This window comes from Terrabacter ginsenosidimutans, assembly GCF_039539425.1.
GTDB lineage: Bacteria > Actinomycetota > Actinomycetes > Actinomycetales > Dermatophilaceae > Terrabacter > Terrabacter ginsenosidimutans.
On the sequence record NZ_BAABDC010000001.1, the window covers coordinates 88,839 to 105,781 of the forward strand.

The 16,943-nt window shown below is 71.5% G+C and carries 21 protein-coding genes and 2 tRNA genes; 9 read left to right on the forward strand and 14 right to left on the reverse strand.

The genetic code is table 11. The features are described from left to right. Window positions 1–16 precede the first annotated feature (16 nt). The 5 genes from ABD831_RS00470 to ABD831_RS00490 form a co-directional block, all read right to left on the reverse strand. Window positions 17–472 (reverse strand): MaoC/PaaZ C-terminal domain-containing protein, encoded by a 456-nt coding sequence (locus ABD831_RS00470; protein ID WP_344939967.1) that lies wholly within the window; start codon window positions 470–472, stop codon window positions 17–19. Further along, window positions 472–918, reverse strand: a complete 447-nt coding sequence (locus tag ABD831_RS00475) for an FAS1-like dehydratase domain-containing protein (RefSeq protein ID WP_142176933.1) — start codon at window positions 916–918, stop codon at window positions 472–474. Before ABD831_RS00475 ends, ABD831_RS00470 begins: the two co-directional genes overlap by 1 nt. Window positions 919–1,075: 157 nt before the next feature. After that, window positions 1,076–1,246, reverse strand: coding sequence for a 50S ribosomal protein L33 (gene rpmG / locus ABD831_RS00480; protein WP_142176932.1), 171 nt, complete (start codon window positions 1,244–1,246; stop codon window positions 1,076–1,078). Window positions 1,247–1,411: 165 nt separating this feature from the next. Beyond that, a tRNA-Met gene (locus ABD831_RS00485) sits at window positions 1,412–1,488 on the reverse strand. Window positions 1,489–1,547: 59 nt separating this feature from the next. Next, window positions 1,548–1,620 (reverse strand) — tRNA-Thr (locus ABD831_RS00490). Between the two features lie 151 nt (window positions 1,621–1,771). On the opposite strand from ABD831_RS00490, the gene ABD831_RS00495 reads away from it, so the two are divergent. Continuing rightward, window positions 1,772–3,058: an AI-2E family transporter gene (locus ABD831_RS00495; RefSeq protein WP_344939972.1), complete on the forward strand. Its 1,287-nt coding sequence runs from the start codon at window positions 1,772–1,774 to the stop codon at window positions 3,056–3,058. 40 nt (window positions 3,059–3,098) lie between these two features. On the opposite strand, the gene ABD831_RS00500 is transcribed toward ABD831_RS00495, so the two are convergent. Beyond that, entirely contained in the window at window positions 3,099–3,983 is an 885-nt protein-coding gene (locus ABD831_RS00500; RefSeq protein WP_344939975.1) for a hypothetical protein, read from the reverse strand. A 59-nt stretch (window positions 3,984–4,042) separates the two neighbouring features. Between ABD831_RS00500 and ABD831_RS00505 the strand changes: the two genes are divergently transcribed. Next, complete coding sequence (locus ABD831_RS00505; protein WP_344942970.1) at window positions 4,043–4,864, forward strand: MBL fold metallo-hydrolase; 822 nt, start codon at window positions 4,043–4,045, stop codon at window positions 4,862–4,864. A gap of 10 nt (window positions 4,865–4,874) precedes the next feature. Here the strand turns inward: ABD831_RS00505 and ABD831_RS00510 are convergent, their stop codons facing one another. Continuing rightward, window positions 4,875–5,078, reverse strand: coding sequence for an HVA1 family protein (locus tag ABD831_RS00510; RefSeq protein WP_142176929.1), 204 nt, complete (start codon window positions 5,076–5,078; stop codon window positions 4,875–4,877). Window positions 5,079–5,188: 110 nt separating this feature from the next. On the opposite strand from ABD831_RS00510, the gene ABD831_RS00515 reads away from it, so the two are divergent. Beyond that, complete coding sequence (locus ABD831_RS00515; protein ID WP_344939980.1) at window positions 5,189–5,461, forward strand: BatC protein; 273 nt, start codon at window positions 5,189–5,191, stop codon at window positions 5,459–5,461. Beyond that, the gene (locus ABD831_RS00520) at window positions 5,461–6,705 is read left to right on the forward strand and encodes a cupin domain-containing protein (protein WP_344939983.1); all 1,245 of its coding nucleotides are present in this window, start codon (window positions 5,461–5,463) and stop codon (window positions 6,703–6,705) included. Before ABD831_RS00515 ends, ABD831_RS00520 begins: the two co-directional genes overlap by 1 nt. 207 nt (window positions 6,706–6,912) lie before the next feature. Here the strand turns inward: ABD831_RS00520 and ABD831_RS00525 are convergent, their stop codons facing one another. Together ABD831_RS00525 and icmF are read right to left on the reverse strand one after the other, a co-directional pair. Next, a complete protein-coding gene (locus ABD831_RS00525; RefSeq protein ID WP_344939986.1) occupies window positions 6,913–7,677 on the reverse strand; it encodes a helical backbone metal receptor in 765 nt (254 codons plus the stop codon). Between the two features lie 99 nt (window positions 7,678–7,776). Continuing rightward, a complete protein-coding gene (icmF, locus tag ABD831_RS00530; RefSeq protein WP_344939989.1) occupies window positions 7,777–11,046 on the reverse strand; it encodes a fused isobutyryl-CoA mutase/GTPase IcmF in 3,270 nt (1,089 codons plus the stop codon). A 62-nt stretch (window positions 11,047–11,108) separates the two neighbouring features. Here icmF and ABD831_RS00535 point away from each other — a divergent pair, with 62 nt between their 5' ends. Beyond that, complete coding sequence (locus tag ABD831_RS00535; RefSeq protein WP_344939992.1) at window positions 11,109–11,687, forward strand: MarR family winged helix-turn-helix transcriptional regulator; 579 nt, start codon at window positions 11,109–11,111, stop codon at window positions 11,685–11,687. An 80-nt stretch (window positions 11,688–11,767) separates the two neighbouring features. Here ABD831_RS00535 and ABD831_RS00540 read toward each other — a convergent pair whose 3' ends face one another. Continuing rightward, window positions 11,768–11,971, reverse strand: coding sequence for a BldC family transcriptional regulator (locus ABD831_RS00540; RefSeq protein WP_344939996.1), 204 nt, complete (start codon window positions 11,969–11,971; stop codon window positions 11,768–11,770). A gap of 190 nt (window positions 11,972–12,161) precedes the next feature. Here ABD831_RS00540 and ABD831_RS00545 point away from each other — a divergent pair, with 190 nt between their 5' ends. After that, window positions 12,162–12,635: a MarR family winged helix-turn-helix transcriptional regulator gene (locus tag ABD831_RS00545; RefSeq protein WP_344939999.1), complete on the forward strand. Its 474-nt coding sequence runs from the start codon at window positions 12,162–12,164 to the stop codon at window positions 12,633–12,635. A 36-nt stretch (window positions 12,636–12,671) separates the two neighbouring features. Here the strand turns inward: ABD831_RS00545 and ABD831_RS00550 are convergent, their stop codons facing one another. After that, a complete protein-coding gene (locus ABD831_RS00550) occupies window positions 12,672–13,916 on the reverse strand; it encodes a D-arabinono-1,4-lactone oxidase (RefSeq protein ID WP_344940002.1) in 1,245 nt (414 codons plus the stop codon). 181 nt (window positions 13,917–14,097) lie between these two features. On the opposite strand from ABD831_RS00550, the gene ABD831_RS22220 reads away from it, so the two are divergent. Continuing rightward, the gene (locus ABD831_RS22220) at window positions 14,098–14,301 is read left to right on the forward strand and encodes an AbfB domain-containing protein (RefSeq protein ID WP_425582783.1); all 204 of its coding nucleotides are present in this window, start codon (window positions 14,098–14,100) and stop codon (window positions 14,299–14,301) included. Window positions 14,302–14,339: 38 nt separating this feature from the next. After that, window positions 14,340–15,341: an aldose epimerase family protein gene (locus tag ABD831_RS00555; protein WP_344940005.1), complete on the forward strand. Its 1,002-nt coding sequence runs from the start codon at window positions 14,340–14,342 to the stop codon at window positions 15,339–15,341. On the opposite strand, the gene ABD831_RS00560 is transcribed toward ABD831_RS00555, so the two are convergent. The 3 genes from ABD831_RS00560 to ABD831_RS00570 all read right to left on the reverse strand — a co-directional run bounded on the left by ABD831_RS00560 (window position 15,338) and on the right by ABD831_RS00570 (window position 16,368). Beyond that, window positions 15,338–15,664, reverse strand: a complete 327-nt coding sequence (locus ABD831_RS00560; RefSeq protein ID WP_344940008.1) for a hypothetical protein — start codon at window positions 15,662–15,664, stop codon at window positions 15,338–15,340. The genes ABD831_RS00555 and ABD831_RS00560 overlap by 4 nt on opposite strands. A 93-nt stretch (window positions 15,665–15,757) precedes the next feature. After that, on the reverse strand, window positions 15,758–16,081 hold the full coding sequence (locus ABD831_RS00565) for a hypothetical protein (RefSeq protein ID WP_344940011.1): 324 nt from the start codon (window positions 16,079–16,081) through the stop codon (window positions 15,758–15,760). A gap of 95 nt (window positions 16,082–16,176) precedes the next feature. Next, the gene (locus ABD831_RS00570) at window positions 16,177–16,368 is read right to left on the reverse strand and encodes a hypothetical protein (RefSeq protein WP_344940013.1); all 192 of its coding nucleotides are present in this window, start codon (window positions 16,366–16,368) and stop codon (window positions 16,177–16,179) included. A 76-nt stretch (window positions 16,369–16,444) separates the two neighbouring features. Between ABD831_RS00570 and ABD831_RS00575 the strand changes: the two genes are divergently transcribed. Continuing rightward, window positions 16,445–16,936 carry a MarR family winged helix-turn-helix transcriptional regulator gene (locus ABD831_RS00575; protein WP_344940016.1) on the forward strand — a complete coding sequence of 164 codons (492 nt, stop codon included), beginning with the start codon at window positions 16,445–16,447 and terminating at the stop codon, window positions 16,934–16,936. Window positions 16,937–16,943: the final 7 nt, after the last annotated feature.

Below are 16,943 nucleotides of genomic sequence, written 5' to 3' on the forward strand. Positions count from 1 at the left end.
GGGGCGACCGCCGCCGTCAGTCGAGGACGACGACGGCCAGGGCGCGGCCGAGGACCTTCTCGCCGCCCGTGGTGGCCGTGAGCTCGACGGTGACGCGCTTCGTCTCCGGGTCGGCCGACTTGACGACACCGGAGACCTCGAGGTCTGCGCCGGTGTCGTAGGGCACCACGACCGGCTTGGTGAAGCGGACGCCGTACTCGACGACGCGACCGGCGTCGCCGGCCCAGTCGGTGACGAGGGTGACGGCCGAACCCATCGTGAACATGCCGTGCGCGATGACGTCGGGCAGTCCGACCTGCTTGGCGAACCGCTCGTCCCAGTGGATGCGGTTGCGGTCGAGGGAGGCCCCGGCGTACTGCACCAGACGGGCCCGGTCGATGTGGATCGTGACCGGCGGCAGCACGTCACCGACCGAGACCTCGGAGAAGGCGCGGACGGTCGCGGGCGCCGGAGTGCTCTGCTGGGCGGACATCACTCGCCTCCTCGGATGACGATGGTCGACGTGGCGGTGCAGACGGCCTCGCCCTGCTCGGTGGCCAGCTCGGTGCGGGTGGTGACCATCGCGTGGCCGCCGGCCTCGCGCACGGTGTCGACGTGCAGCGTGCCGACGACGGCGTCACCGGCCGTCAGGGGGCGGTGGTGGGTGAAGCGCTGCTCTCCGTGCACGACACGCGAGAAGTCGATCCCGGCGTCGGGGTCGCCGATCAGCTGCGCATCGCACTGCTGGGCGATCAGCACCGCGAAGGTCGGCGGGGCGATGACGTCGGCGTAGCCGCGGGCCCGGGCCACGTCGGCATCGACGTGCACGGGGTCCGAGGAGCCGACCGCCTCGGCGAACTCGCGGATCTTGGCGGCACTGACCCGATAGGTCTCGGTGGGCGGGTAGACCCGGCCCTGGAAGTCTGCGTTCACCGGCATACGGGCACCCTACCGACCGGCGCCGACGGGAGCCTGCGCTGCCCACCGGGCCGGGCCGGGTCGGTGTGGGCCGGGCCGGGCCGGGTCGGTGTGAGCCGGGGAACGACAACGCTCCCCCGGCCCGATGGGCCGAGGGAGCGGTCGACGTGCGTCGGGCTCAGCGGGTCTCGCGGTGCTCCGTGTGCTTGCCGCACTTCGGGCAGAACTTGTTCATCCCGAGACGGTCGGGGTTGTTCCGACGGTTCTTCTTGGTGATGTAGTTGCGGTCCTTGCAGTCCACACACGCCATCGTGATCTTCGGACGGACGTCGCTGCTCTTGCTGGCCACGGCAACCTGCTCTTTCGGAAACGTACTCGGGTGTTCGGTCGTCTTGCGACGGGTGTCGCGCGGCGCGTCACGCGTTCCGGGCTCCCGGGGTGGCACGCAGGCGCGACGTCCAAGGTTACGCGACACCCCGATGATTAGAGAAATCCGTCCGGGTGCACGCGGAAGTGGTAGCGGGAGCGGGGCTCGATCCCGCGACCTCACGATTATGAGTCGTGCGCTCTAACCAGCTGAGCTACCCCGCCATGGGCTGTCGTCCCCCGGCACCGCCGCGACTGCGACGGGCCGGGAAGCGACCGACCAGAGCCCCAATAGGGAATCGAACCCTAGACCTTTTCCTTACCATGGAAACGCTCTGCCGACTGAGCTATTGGGGCACGGCCGACCCCGTGAAAGCGTCTCGAGAACGCCCTCAGGTCGACCTGTTGTGCGACGGTGAGACTACACGGTCGGCGGCGCGGATACGAAATCGACCTCGAAGCCTGCGACGTCCGAGGTCGACCGGCCCCCGACTGGCAGGATCAGGTCATGAGCGAGTCGCCGCCGCCCGACGAGCAGCTGCACGAGCAGCCCGTGCTGCCAGCCGTGGTGGCGTCGCCGGAGGCGCCCGACCAGCCCCGCGGGCCGACCCACGCGACCGACGTGCGGGTCCGCTTCGACCGGCAGAGCGTGTGGCGGGCGGGGTGGACGATCGTCGGTGTCGTGGCCCTCGCGGCCCTCGCCAAGTGGGTGCTCGACGACGGCGGCAGCGTCATCTTCACCCTGGTCATGTCGATGATCGCCGCGATCGCCATGGAACCGGCAGTGGCACGCCTGTCCCTTCGGATGAGGCGAGGGGTCGCCACCTTCCTCGTCATGTTCGGCACCCTCGTCCTCATCATCGTCTTCCTCATCGCCTTCGGACAGCTGCTCGCCGAGCAGCTCGCGACCCTCGTGCGCTCGATCCCCGAGCTGCTGCGCCAGGTGACGACCTGGGCCAGCGAGCAGTTCGGGATGTCGCTCGACTACGAGACGATCCTCAAGGAGCTCGGGATCGGCACGTCGGCGCTGACCTCGGCCGCAACGAGCCTGGCGGGCGGGCTGGTGGGCGCGGTCGCGACCGTCGTGGGGGCCGCCTTCAGCAGTCTGACGTTCGCCTTCTTCACCTTCTACCTCTCGGCCGACCAGCCGCGTCTGCGCCGCTGGGTTGCCCGCCTCGCGCCGCCACGTCGCCAGGAGATGCTGACCACCGCCTGGGAGCTGGCCATCATCAAGACGGGCGGCTACGTCTCGGCGCGGCTCGTCCTGGCCGCCATCTGCGGCGGTCTCTCGGCGGCCTTCATGCTCGTCATCGGCATGCCGTACTGGCTGGCCCTCGGCATCTGGACCGGCGTCGTGGCGCAGTTCGTGCCGACCGTCGGCACCTACATCGCGATCGCGCTCCCCGTCTTCGTCGGGCTCGTCGGCGAGCAGCCGTGGCAGGGCGTGGCCATGCTCGTCTTCGCCCTCGTCTACCAGCAGATCGAGAACCTGACGCTCGAGCCGAGGATCTCGGCCCAGGCGGTGGACGTCCACCCCGCGGTGTCGTTCGCGGCGGTGCTCTTCGGAGCGGCCCTCTTCGGCGTCGCCGGGGCGTTCGTGGCCGTGCCGGTCGCGGCCCTGATGCTCGCGCTCTTCGAGATCTACTCCCGCACCTACGAGCTGACGCCGGAGCTCGCGGCGACCGTGCCGGGGGAACGACCGGCGGAGTCGGACGAGGACGACGAGGACGACGCCACCGCCGCGCAGGCGCGCCGGCTGGTCGAGCGGGTGCGCCAGCGGCTGCGCCGCGCCTGACCGTCCCGTCCGCCCGGGCCGGCGGTCGGGTGAGACGTGGTCAGTCGGCGTCGCCGTGGGCGTCGAGCGCGTCCCGGGCCGCCGCCTCCTGCCGCTCTCGCCGATCGCGTATGCCGACCGCCTCGTCGAGCTCGCCCGTGACCTTCTCGAGCCGCGCCCTCGCGGTCGCGAGCCGCCGTTCGAGATCGGCGATGCCCTCGGTCACCTCCTCCTGGCGAGCCGTCAGGACGGCGACCTGCCGGTCGGCGGCGCGCAGCTCGGCGCGAGCGGCGTCGAGGGCTGTCTGGAGCCGTGCCCGCTCGGCGGTGCGCCGGCTGCGACGCCGCTCCTCGAGGTCGACGGGATCGCCTCCCCCGCCGGGCACCACGGACAACGACGGCCGGGCGGCGGCGTCGTCCTCGGGCTCCCCGTCGACGCCCTCGAGGGCCACGACGTCGGCGAGGTCCACCGAGCCGAACCCGGAGTAGCTGAGGGCCTTGACGAGTGCCCCGGTGAGGACGGACGCCTCAGCCTCCTCGTCGGCGATGAGGGCCGTGAGCGTCTCGCGCACCTCCTGCGAGACGCCCGCCCCGAGCCTCTGGCCCTCGTCGGCGGCGACCTCGGCGATGCGGTCGCCGACGGCGTCGACCCGGCGTGCCCGCTCCCGGCCGAGGAGCCTGAGCTGGTCGGCGTCGAGGGTGCGCTGCGCCTCACGCAGCAGGGCCGCGAACGACCGCAGCTCGTCGAGCTCGTCGCGGTGCTCGCGGACGAAGTGGTTGACCGCCCACGCAGCAACCGTCGGCTTGCGCAGTGCACCGATGGAGGAGGCGAGCGCCTTCTCGCCGGCCGACTTCGCCTGGGCCACCAGCTCGGAACGCAACGGCGTGAACCGAGCGGGTGGGACGGCATACAGCTGCTCGACGGCGGCGCGCAGGTGCAGGATCACCCGTGCATCCTCCCGCAAACCCGCTGGTGCGCACGCCGACGGACGGGCAGGCTGGGCGGGTGATCTGGATCTGTGCCACGTGTGCCGTCGAGACCGACGACCTTCCGACACCTCCCGACTCGTGCGCCGTCTGCGAGGACGAGCGACAGTGGGTGCCCGCCTCGGGGCAGCGATGGACCACCCTCGAGGAGCTGCGCGGGCGAGGGACGCGCATCACCGTGAGAGAGGTCGAGACCGACCTCTGGGGCCTGCGCGCCGACCCCGAGGTCGGCATCGGGCAGCAGACGATGGTCGTGCGCGTGCCCGAGGGCGTGCTCCTGTTCGACTGCGTCGGCTACGTCGACGACACGGCCCTGGACCACGTGCGCTCGCTCGGCCCGACCCTGGCCGTGGCCGCGAGCCACCCCCACATGTACGGCGTGCAGACCGAGTGGGCGCGGGCGCTCGGGGGCGTGCCGGTGCTCGTCGCGTCGGCCGACGCCGAGTGGGTGCGCCGCCGCGACCCGCTCGTCGAGCTCTACGACGACCGGCGCGAGGTGGCCCCGGGGCTCACCCTGCACCGCGTCGGTGGTCACTTCCGCGGCCAGGCCGTCGTCGAGTGGACCTCAGGCGCCGACGGACGCGGTGTGCTGCTCGCCGGCGACGCAGTCTTCCCCAACCCGGACCGGCGGTCGGTCAGTTTCATGAGGAGCTATCCGAACCGGATCCCCTTGTCGGGCAACGTGGTGCAGCGCATCGCCGGTCAGCTGGAGCGGCTGCACTTCGACCGTCTCTACAACAACTTCGGCGCCGTCGTGCCGACGGACGCCAAGACGGTGCTCAGGCACTCGGCCGACCGCCACGCGGCATGGACGCGCGGGGACTTCGACCACCTGACCTGAGAGCGGCGCCTCAGCCGGCGTCGAGGGAGGACTCCTTGTGCGCCGCCCTGGCGCCCGTCTTGCTCGACTCGACGATCCAGTACGGCTCGTCCCGGGAGGCCTTGAAGGTCTGCCCGTCGAACGTGAACTCCGAGACCCTCCTCTCGACGGCCGTGCCCGTGGTGCGGCCCTGCGAGGTGTTCCAGTGGACGGTGTCGCCCTTGCTGATCGCCATGGACACGATCAGAACATGCCCACCCCGCCCGTGCCAGAGGCGCCGCGACCGGGTAGGACCACGGGGACGGCGTCGTCCGGCGCCGCGGCACACCCTGTGGAGGAGCAGCCATGAGCGACAACCCGCTGGACCCCGTGAGCGACGACCCGACGACAGAGGGTCCCGCTGACGGCGGAGCCGACACGAGCAGCCACGACGGCGGTGCCGACGGAGGCGCCGACGGCGAGGGCCCCGCTGACGGCGGAGCCGACACGAGCAGCCACGACGGCGGTGCCGACGGAGGCGCGGACGCCGAGGGCCCCGCTGACGGCGGAGCCGACACGAGCAGCCACGACGGCGGTGCCGACGGAGGCGCCGGAGCAGACCCGACCAGCTCGATCTGATGTCTGCTGGCACCACGAGCCGAGTGCCCGCGCGCGAGCGTGGGCGCTCGGCGCTCCAGCGTCTCGTCTCCCTCGATGCGGACGAGTTCGCCCGTGACCACTGGGCGCGCACGCCCGTGGTCACGCGAGCAGCCGACCTGCCGGACGGGCTGCTCGACCTCTTCGGCGAAGGGTCGGTCGACGAGCTCGTGTCACGGCGCGGTCTGCGAGCGCCCTTCCTCCGGGTCGCCCAGAACGGCCGGACCCTCGGCGACCGGGAGTTCACCGAGGGCGGCGGCGTCGGCGCCTCCGTCGCCGACCAGGTGAGTGACGACAAGCTGCTCCACCTCTTCGCGGGCGGGGCGACCATCGTGCTGCAGGGGCTGCACCGCACCTGGGGTCCGCTCATCGACTTCACGCAGCAGCTGGCGGAGGAGCTGGGCCACCCGGTCCAGGCCAACGCCTACGTCACGCCCAGCCAGAACACCGGCTTCAGCGACCACTACGACGTGCACGACGTCTTCGTGCTCCAGATGGCCGGCGAGAAGCGCTGGCGCGTCAGGCCGCCCGTGCTCGACTCGCCCCTGCGCGACCAGCCGTGGACCAACCATCGCGCCCAGGTCGAGGAGGCCGGCCGTCGCTCCCCGGACCACGACTTCACCCTGCGCCCCGGCGACGTGCTCTACCTCCCGCGCGGGTGGATCCACTCGGCGACCGCACTGGGCGGGGTCAGCACCCACCTGACCCTCGGCGTCCACGTCTGGACCCGGCGCCACGTCGCCGACGAGCTCATCGCGATCGCCCTGGCCGAGGCCAGTCGCGACGAACGCGTGCGAGCGTCGCTGGCCGTCGCGCCGACTGGCTTCGACCACCAGGCCATCGCCCCTGACGTCGAGCTCGTGCGTGCCGCCCTCGTGCGCGCGCTGAGCGAGATCGACACGGCCGCCGTGGTCGACGCCCTCGAGGCCCGAGCCCGCGGCACCCAGCGTGCCGCCCCCATCGGTCCGCTGGCGCAGGTGGCCGCCGCCGAGGCTCTCAGACCGGAGACGACGCTCCAGCTCCGTCCGCACGTGGCCGCGCGGCTCGTGCCCTCAGGCGACGGTCCGGCGCGGCTGCGCAGCCGCCTCGCCGACTTCCCGGTCGAGACCCACGACGTCGGCACCTTCGTGGCTCTCGTCGCGGGCGGCGTCCTGCGTGCCGACATGGTCGGCCTGGACCTCGCGCGCCGGCTCATGCTCGCCGGCCTGCTGGTCGTCGCCGACTGAGGGCCATCCGTGGCCTCTCGACGTGAACGCACGGGCCATCCGTGGCCTCTCGACGTGAACGCACGGGCCATCCGTGGCCTCTCGACGTGAACGCAGGGGCCATCCGTGGCCTCTCGACGTCTTGAACCGTCGAAGGGCCACGAATGGCCCCCCTGCGACCGTCGAGAGGCCGCGAACCAGGATGCGGCCTCGCCCTGTCGATGTGTGTCAGGGCCCCATGGCGTCGGTCAGGACGGCCCGGGCTCCGACGAGGGACGGGCCGTACCAGGTGAGGAGGCGTCCGCTGACGAGGGCGGTGCGGGCCCGAGCGAAGGCCTCCGGACCGTCGGCGGCCGTGAAGACATAGGGCTCGTCGGGGAGCAGCACGACGAGGCCATCGCGGTCGAGGTCCGCCACCTCGACGTGGGGGTAGCGCTCCGACGCGTCGGAGAGGACGTTGCGCCACCCGAGCCGCGACACGAGGTCGCCCGTGAAGGTGTCGCGTCCGACGGCCATCCACGGGTCGCGCCAGATCGCCACGGCGACGTCGACGACCGGCTCGGGCACCGGACCGCCCCACTCGTCACGGGCCGCGACGAGCCAGTCGGGCGTGCCGACCTCGAGCGCCTCGACGAAGAGTCGTTCGAGCGAGTCGAGCGCCTCCGGCACCGTCTCGATGTCGGTGACCCAGACGGGTATGCCGTCGGCCCGCAGCCGACGCACGTCGAGCTCGCGGTTCTCCTCCTTGTTGGCCACGACGAGGTCGGGGCGCAGCGCCGCGATGGCAGCACGGTCGGGATTCTTGGTGCCACGAACCCGTTGCACCGCAAGGTCGCTCGGGTGCGTGCACCAGTCGGTGGCGCCGACGAGCCGTTCCGCGCAGGTCGTCGCCAGCGCCTCGGTGATCGACGGCACCAACGACACGACCCGGCGTGGCGGCGCGGGCAACGACACGGCATACGCAAGGTCGTCGGTCAGCGTCAGTGGCGGCATGGTGTGGCCTCTCGACGGGTGGCGGTGGGCCAAACGTGGCCTCTCGACGGTTGAGGAGGGGCCGAACGTGGCCTTTCGACGGTTGAAGAGGGGGTGGGGTCAGACGTTGCGGCGGTACTGACCGCCGACCTCGAAGAAGGCCTCGGTGACCTGCTGGAGCGAGCACACCCGCGCCGCTCGCATGAGGACGTCGAAGACGTTGCCACCCTCGATCGCCACGGCCTTGAGCTCCTCGAGCGCAGCCTCGGCCTCGACCTCGTGCGCCGCCCGGAACGCGCGCACCCGCGAGAGCTGGCCCTGCTTCTCCTCCTCGGTGCCGCGGGCGAGGACGACCTTGCGGGGCGTCTCCCCCTCGTGCGGGCTGCGGAAGGTGTTGACGCCGATGATCGGCAGGCTGCCGTCGTGCTTGCGGTGCTCGTAGAGCATCGACTCGTCCTGGATGCGTCCGCGCTGGTAGCCGGTCTCCATGGCGCCGAGCACGCCGCCGCGCTCGGTGATGCGGTCGAACTCCTTGAGCACCGCCGCCTCGACGAGGTCGGTGAGCTCGTCGATGACGAAGGAGCCCTGGAGCGGGTTCTCGTTCATCGCGAGGCCCCACTCACGGTTGATGATGAGCTGGATGGCGAGCGCGCGCCGCACCGACTCCTCGGACGGGGTGGTGACCGCCTCGTCGAAGGCGTTGGTGTGCAAGGAGTTCGCGTTGTCGTAGATCGCGATGAGCGCCTGGAGCGTCGTGCGGATGTCGTTGAAGTCCATCTCCTGCGCGTGGAGCGAGCGACCCGACGTCTGCACGTGGTACTTCAGCTTCTGCGACCGCTCCCCTGCGCCGTACTTCTCCTTCATGGCGACCGCCCAGATGCGGCGTGCGACCCGGCCGAGCACGGAGTACTCGGGGTCCATGCCGTTGCTGAAGAAGAAGCTGAGGTTGGGCGCGAAGTCGTCGACGGCCATGCCGCGCGCGAGGTAGCTCTCGACGTAGGTGAAGCCGTTGGCGAGGGTGAAGGCGAGCTGGCTGATGGGGTTGGCCCCGGCCTCGGCGATGTGGTAACCGGAGATGGAGACCGAGTAGAAGTTGCGGACCTTCCGCTCGATGAACCACTCCTGGATGTCGGCCATCATCTTGAGGCTGAACTCGGTGCTGAAGATGCAGGTGTTCTGGCCCTGGTCCTCCTTGAGGATGTCGGCCTGCACCGTGCCGCGGACGTTGGCGAGGGCGTATGCCGTGAGCTCGTCGCGCTCGGCGTCGCCCGGCTCCCTGCCCTCCCGCGCCCGGAAGGCGTCGACCTGCTGGTCGATGGCGGTGTTGAGGAAGAAGGCGAGGATCGTCGGCGCGGGTCCGTTGATCGTCATCGAGACGCTCGTCGTCGGGGACACGAGGTCGAAGCCGTCGTAGAGCGCCTTCATGTCGTCGAGCGTGGCGACGGAGACGCCCGAGGTGCCGACCTTGCCGTAGACGTCGGGGCGAGGGTCGGGGTCGCGGCCGTAGAGGGTCACCGAGTCGAAGGCCGTCGACAGGCGGGTGGCGGGCTGGCCCTCGGAGACCAGCTTGAACCGGCGGTTGGTGCGGAACGGGTCGCCCTCGCCCGCGAACATGCGCGCCGGGTCCTCACCCTCGCGCTTGAACGGGAAGACTCCGGCGGTGAAGGGGTAGTAGCCGGGGAGGTTCTCGCGACGCAGGAAGCTGACGAGCTCGCCGTGGTCGCGGTAGCGCGGGAGCGAGACGCGAGGGATCTTGTTGCCCGACAAGGACTCCCGGGTCAACGCGTTGCGGATCTCCTTGCCCCGGATGCTGACGACCTGCTCGTCGCCGGAGTAGGACTCGACGACGGACGGCCACGCCGCCAGGGCGCCGGCCACGTCAGTCGGCACGTCGGTGCGGGCCTCGTCCAGCAGGGCCTCCACGGCCCGGACGGCACTCTCTGCACTGTCGACGTCGTCGGCCGCGGCGGCGGCCGCGAGCTCGCCCCGCACCGACTCGAGCCGCTGCACCCGGCTCGCCGCGGCGGCATACCGCTCGGTGGCCTCGTGGTAGCCGCGGACGGTGTCGCTGATCTCGGCGAGGTAGCGCACCCGAGAGGCGGGCACGATGGTCGCGATGCGCGTGGACTGCTTGGTGGCGACCCGCGGCAGGACCCCCTCCTCGACGGGCATCCCCTTGTCGGACAGCAGGTCTCGCAGCTCCTGGTAGAGCGCCGTGACCCCGTCGTCGTTGAAGGTGGCGGCCGACGTGCCGTAGACGGGCATGTCGGCGGGGCCCTTGCCGAAGGCCTCGCGGTTGCGCACCATCTGCCGGCCGACGTCACGCAGGGCGTCCTCGGCGCCCCGCCGCTCGAACTTGTTGATGGCGACGACGTCGGCCCGGTCGAGCATGTCGATCTTCTCGAGCTGGCTGCTGGCCCCGAACTCGGGCGTCATGACGTAGAGCGAGACGTCGGCGTAGTGGACGATGGCGGCGTCGCCCTGGCCGATGCCCGGCGTCTCGAGGATCACGAGGTCGAACCCGGCCGCGCGCACGATGTCGAGGACGTCGTCGAGGTGGGTCGGGACCTGGGAGCCGCCACGCGTCGCGAGGCTGCGGAAGAAGACGCGGTCGCCGTCGAGCGAGCTCATGCGGATGCGGTCGCCGAGCAGGGCGCCGCCGCCGCGGCTGCGGGTCGGGTCGATGGCGAGGACGGCCACGCGCAGCTTGTCCTGCTGGTCCAGGCGCAGGCGGCGGATCAGCTCGTCGGTGAGGCTCGACTTGCCGGACCCGCCGGTGCCGGTGATGCCGAGGACCGGGACGCGCCGGCGGCCGGCGGCCTCGCGGATGCGCGTCAGGGTCACCTCGTCGATGTCGCCCTCCTGGGCGCCCGTGATGGCACGCGCGACGGCGGCTCGCTCACCGGCGAGGACCGCCTCCACCGACGCGGCCATGGTCTCCCACGGGTCGAAGTCGCAGTCGGCGACGACGGTGTTGATCATCCCCGCGAGCCCGAGGCGCTGGCCGTCCTCGGGGCTGAAGATCGTGACCCCGGACTCGCGCAGCCGCGCGATCTCCTCGGGGACGATGACTCCGCCACCACCGCCGACGACGCGGATGTGGCCGGCGCCGTTCTCCTTGAGCAGCCGCACGAGGTACTCGAAGTACTCGACGTGGCCGCCCTGGTAGGAGCTGACGGCGACACCCTGCACGTCCTCCTCGATCGCCGCGTCGACGACCTCCTGGACCGAGCGGTTGTGCCCGAGGTGGATCACCTCGGCGCCCTGCGTCTGCATGATGCGCCGCATGATGTTGATCGACGCGTCGTGCCCGTCGAAGAGGCTGCTCGCGGTGACGAGCCGGACGTGGTGGGTCGGCTGGTGCAGGTCGCGCTTCGGTGCGTCAGACATGCGAAAATACTAGGACTTCCTACTAATGGACGTCAACGCGTCTGCGACCCTACGATGGCGCCATGAGTGCGCAGACCAGTGCGGCAGCCGGGGCGGCCGGTCCCGGCAGCACGGGCACCACGGTCCCTGCCGGCGTCGCGGCGGGCTCGGGGCTCGGCTTCGACCCCATCGCCCGGGCGCGCGAGCAGTGGGTCGAGCAGGGGTGGGGGCAAGCCGCCGACGGCATGGCCGCCATCACCTCGCTCATGCGGGCCCACCAGATCGTCCTGGCCCGGGTCGAGGCCACGCTCAAGCCGCTCGGCGTCACCTTCGCGCGCTACGAGGTGCTCATGCTGCTGTGGTTCAGCCGTCGCGGCTCGCTGCCGATGAAGGTCATCGGCAGTCGCCTGCAGGTGCACCCGACGAGCGTCACCAACGCCGTCGACCGGCTCGAGGACGCCGGGCTCGTCACCCGCTCGACCCATCCGGAGGACCGGCGGGCCATGCTCGTGGCCCTGACGGCCGAAGGTCGAGAGCTCGCCGAGCGCGCGACCAAGGCCCTCAACACCGAGGTCTTCGAGCAGCCCGACCTCGGCGCGACGGACGTGCGGTCGCTCGTCGACGTGCTGACCAGGCTGCGGCGCGACGCCGGCGACTTCTGAGCCCGAGCAGACAGAGGAGTTCTAGCAGCCCGAGCACCCTGAAAGCAGCAGCCTGAGAACCCGGACCGTCCCGACAGTCGCTACGGGGCCGTCCGGTCCTGGTGCTGGTCGAGCAGGGCCCGGATCTCGCTCTCGGGGTAGCGGCGGTGCCCGCCCAGGGTGCGCAGCGCGTTGAGCTTGCCCGACCTGGCCCAGCGGCTCACGGTCTTGGGGTCCACGCGGAAGATCGTCGCGACCTCCGCCGGGGTGAGCAGTCTCTCGACCACCGTGTTGTCGCCGTCCATGTGAGCCGCCTTGCCGGACGCAGCACCGAGTGGAGGGGTCACGGACTCGGGGCTGGCTGCTCAACCCCGGTCTGACGGACCGATGGACGACCAGGGGGCGTCCGTCGTGCCGACGCCCCCACGCTACGGGCAGTTGATTTGATGATCAAGCCACCAGACTGGCGAACGATGTGTCTGGCATGGTGGGAGCATGAGCGACGCGGCCCGCGACACCGCGACGGCTGCTCTCCGCGAGCTGATCCTCGCCGGAGAGCGGTACCGCATCGCGGTGGCGAACCACCTCGGCCTCACGGTCAACGAGAGCCGCGCCATCAGTCACCTGCTGGCCCGCGGCCCTCTGGGCCAGACCGACCTCGCGACGGCCCTGGGACTGACGACGAGCTCGACGACGACGCTCGTCGACCGGCTGGAGCGGCTCGAGATGGTCGTGCGGGTCCCCGACCCGCACGACCGCCGACGCAGCACCGTCGAGATCCCGGAGTCGGGACGGCGCCGGCTGAGCGAGGTGCGTGACTGGATGCCGCACGCCTTCGACGAGCTGGGCGCGACCGACCTCCCGGGCGTGGCCAGGCTGCTCGAGACGATCGCGGGCTCCCTCCTCACGGTGACGAGCGACATCGAGGCCTCACGGCCGCCGGCGCCGGGCCGCCGTCGACGTCACTGAGGCCGTCGAGCAGACCGGTGGGGCGAAGGACGACCCTCAGCCGATGGCGCGGTCGAGGAAGGCGTTGCCGAAGACGCGGTCCGGGTCGACGCGGTCCCGCAGCGCCCTGAAGTCGGCCATCCGCGGGTAGAGCGGCTCGAGCTCACGCACCCCGGCGACGAAGCACTTGCCCCAGTGCGGACGGGCCCCGAGCGGCAGGAGAGCGTCCTCGACCGCGGGCAGCACGGCATACACCCGCGCGGGGTCGCGCACCCACGTGAAGTGCACGCCGACGACATCGCGGCCGTAGGAGCTGCTGAGCCAGTGCCTGTCGGCGGCGACCGCGCGCAGCTCGGACACCAGCAGCACCGGCGCCAGGCGGTCGTGCAGGCCGCGCAGTCGCTCGACTGCGGTCAGGGCGAGCTCGCGAGGCAGGAGGTACTCGCTCTGGAGCTCCTCGCCGCGGCTGGGCGTGAACTCCATGCGGAAGTGGGGCAGCCGGTCGAGCCACGCGCCGGGGACCCCGCCCTGCTGGGTCACCGACTCCACCGCGCCGCCCTCGAGCATGTGCAGGGTGCTCGTCGCGACCCGTGCCCCGCGCAGCTGGGCCGGCGTCTCGCCGATACGACTCTTGAGCCACACCTGCTCGATCCCCGAGTCCGCCCACCGGGTGAAGAGGCTGACGCTGGAGGCGCTGCTGGTGACCGTGTCGATGTCGTCCGCCAGCGCCTCCCACGACAGCCCGGTGTAGACGTCCTGGCGCACGTCGTAGGTCGGCTCGATCTCCAGGGTGACCGCGGCGACGACCCCGAAGGCGCCGAGCGCGACGACGCTGCCCTCGAAGTCGGCGTCCCCACGGCTCACCGTCCGCAGCTCACCCTCGGGACCGACGATGTCGAGGGAGACGACCGCCGTTGCGAGAGAGCCGTTCCGGGCTCCGGAGCCGTGAGTGCCCGTGGCGACGGCACCGGCGACGGAGATGTGCGGCAACGAGGCGAGGTTGCCGAGCGCCCACCCGGACGCCTGGAGCCGGGTCGCGACGTCGCCGTATGCCGCGTGCCCCGTCACGCGAGCCGTGCGGTTCGCCGCGTCGACCTCGACCGTCGTCGGCAGGTCGACGAGCGACACGAGCACGCCGTCGTCGGTGTCGGTGATGTCGGTCAGGTCGGTGAAGCTGTGTCGTGAGCCCAGGGCGCGCACGCGCGGCGCAGCGGCCACGACCTCCTGCAGGTGCTCCACCGAACGGACTCGCTCGATGCGCCCCCGGTAGGTGTGGTTGCCCGCCCAGTTCGTCTCCGCCATCCGGTCAGTCTGCCCTCCGGCGCGGCCGCCCATGCGTCACAGCGTGCGGCGAGACGGTGGTAGGCGGCGCTCCAGCGCAGCTCCTGGCGGCGGCTCGCGGGGGTGGTGTCCGCGTCGATGACGACGAGCTCGGGCGCGGCTCCCGCCCGGCGCATGCGACGGGCAGACGCGGCAGCTCCTCATCGGTCTCGACGCCGTCGATCCCGTTGAGACCGCGGGGACGTATGCCGCCGAGGCGAGCTTCCAGCGCCTCCCGGGCCTGTCGAACCCCAAGGGCGTGTCACGGCGGTCGGCGGCACCGCCCGGGTCATACGTTCGCCACGACAAGGGTCGCCTCGTCGTGGGGCACGCCTCGGGCTCGAAGTCGACCTTCTTCCTCGGCTGAACCGCCGGCTCGCGAACGACACCCCGCAGGAGCGCCGCATGACCCCCACCACCCCGACGTCGATCGAGCTGCGCGCCGACGGCCTGCTGCTCGAGGTGGTGCCGGCCGGCGCCGCGGTCCGCCGTCTCGTCCTGCTCGACGGGGAGGACGAGACGGACGTGGTGCTCGGCTTCGACGACGCATCGCTCTACGGCACGGGCCGCGACTACCTCGGCGCGACGATCGGCCGCTACGGCAACCGCATCGCCGGGGCGCGCTTCACCCTGGACGGCGTCGAGCACCGGCTCAGCCCCAACGAGAACGGCAACACGCTGCACGGCGGCGCCGACGGCTTCGACCAGCGCGCCTGGACGGTGGTCGAGCACGGCGAGAGCCACGTGACCCTCACGCTGCACAGCCCGGACGGGGACCAGGGCTTCCCCGGCGCCCTGGACGTCGCCGTGACCTACTCCGTCACGGCGGGCGTCGTCCGCATCGACTATGCGGCCACGACCGACTCCGACACCGTCGTGAGCCTCACCAACCACACGTACTTCAACCTCGACGGTGAGGGCAGCGGCCCCGTGGACGCGCACCGGCTGACGGTGTCGGCCGACGCGTACACCCCCGTCGACGGCGAGCTCGTCCCCACGGGCGAGATCCGCGACGTCACGGGAACGCCCTTCGACCTGCGCCGGCCCACGGTGATCGCCGACGCCCTCGCCGGCGACGACGTGCAGCTCGTCCGCGGGCAGGGCATCGACCACAACTTCGCCGTGGACGGGACGAACCTGCGCCATGTCGCCACCCTGCGGGGGACCTCCGGGCGCGCGCTCGAGGTCATGAGCGACCAGCCCGGCGTGCAGGTCTACACCGGTGCCCACTTCGATGGCACGGTCATCGGGACGTCGGGGACGGCATACGGTCCGCGGGCGGGAATCGCCTTGGAGACACAGGGTTTTCCCGACGCGCCCAACCACGCGGACTTCCCGTCGGCGCGCCTGCGCCGCGGCGACCGCTATGCGAGCACGACGACCTGGCGCTTCGGTCGCGACGCCTAGTGGCGTCGCCGGTGGCCGCGCTCCTCGTGCAGCTCCGGGTGGACGTCCTCGGGCAGCTCCTCGGGCTCCGCACCCTCACCGGGACGGGCGACGCCCCAGCCGTCCGGCGTGATGGTGTCGACCGGCGGGTTGCCCACGAGGTGGGACCGCTCGGCGCCCTCGGGATGGTCCCGCCGCGCCCGCTCGGTGTCGTCCCGGTGCCCATTGAGGGACTCGTTCACATCACGGCCACGCCAGACGTGGCGGGGACCGACGACGACGAGCCCGATCCCGAGGATCACGACGACCGCCAGCATGACGAAGAGCCCAACACGATCACCCATGGCACCTCCCGGGTCCGATCCACCTGTCTCGACGGTACTCCGGTACAGCGACGGACGGACGGGAAATGTCCCAGTGGGTCCCCGCAGCCAGGGTCAGGTCTGGTCGGGCGAGTTCCCGACGTCGTTGGGCCGGGCACGCAGGGGGTCGCGCGCGTCGGGAGTCCGGCCACCGGCTCCAGCCCCGGCGACGGCGGTGCCCTCACCGGACGACGAGAGCGTGTCGATGGGTGGGTTGCCCACGAGTCGGTCCGTGTCGGGAGGTGCCACGGGTCGACCGTCGGCGGCCTCGACCTCGGGGTTCAGGGTCTCGTGCTCGACGTCGTCCCTGGTGCGCCGCCGCGGTCGCATGACGAGCAGGATCATCACCAGGAGGACGGCGACGCCCAGCATCACCAGAAGTCCTACGCGGTCGCCCATGTCTCTCCCTCGCTCGGTGGTCGGTGACTCCTGGGACGTACCCAGCGACATGACAACGAGACCGGACGGGACGTGGAGACCGCTGCGGTGGTCGATCAGTCGCCGCGCGAGGGGGGCTCGCCCGTAGCCTGGGCCACTCTCGCCGCACGTTCGCGCTCGAGCCGAGCCTTGGGGTCGTTGCCCTCGCCGAGCTGCGCCGGACCGAAGACCGTGAGCCCGATGAGGCGCAGCCGGTAGCCGATGCGGTAGCCGATGGACAGTCCCCTGCTGGGTCCCGAACGTCTCACGAGATAGCTCCTCAGTAGTTTGTGCACTAACTGTTAGTGTACACATCAACGACCACTCCTCCGGAGGACGACTGCGATGGCGACGAGAACACCGACGACCCCACGGACCGGGCCCGGCACGACCGGCGCGTCACCGGACGACCTCCTGCGGCTCGACCGCCAGGTGTGCTTCGCCCTCGCGGTGGCCGCGCGCAACGTCATCGCGCTCTACCGACCCGTGCTCGAGCCGCTCGGCCTGACCCACCCGCAGTACCTCGTGATGCTGGCCCTCTGGGAGCGCTCACCGCTGACCGTGCGTGAGATCGGTCGGCTCATCAGCCTCGAACCGGCCACGCTCTCACCCCTGCTGAAGCGCCTCGAGAGCGCGGGACTCGTCACGCGCGACCGTCACCCGCACGACGAGCGCGCCCTCGCCATCACCCTGACCGAGCGGGGGCGACGCCTCCGCGAGCAGGCCCTCGACGTGCCACCACAGATCGTCGCCAGCCTGGGCATGGACATCGAGGAGCTGCAGGCCCTGCACGGCTCACTGAGCCGCGTCATCGCGGCCACGACGACCGACGGCTGAGCCCGCA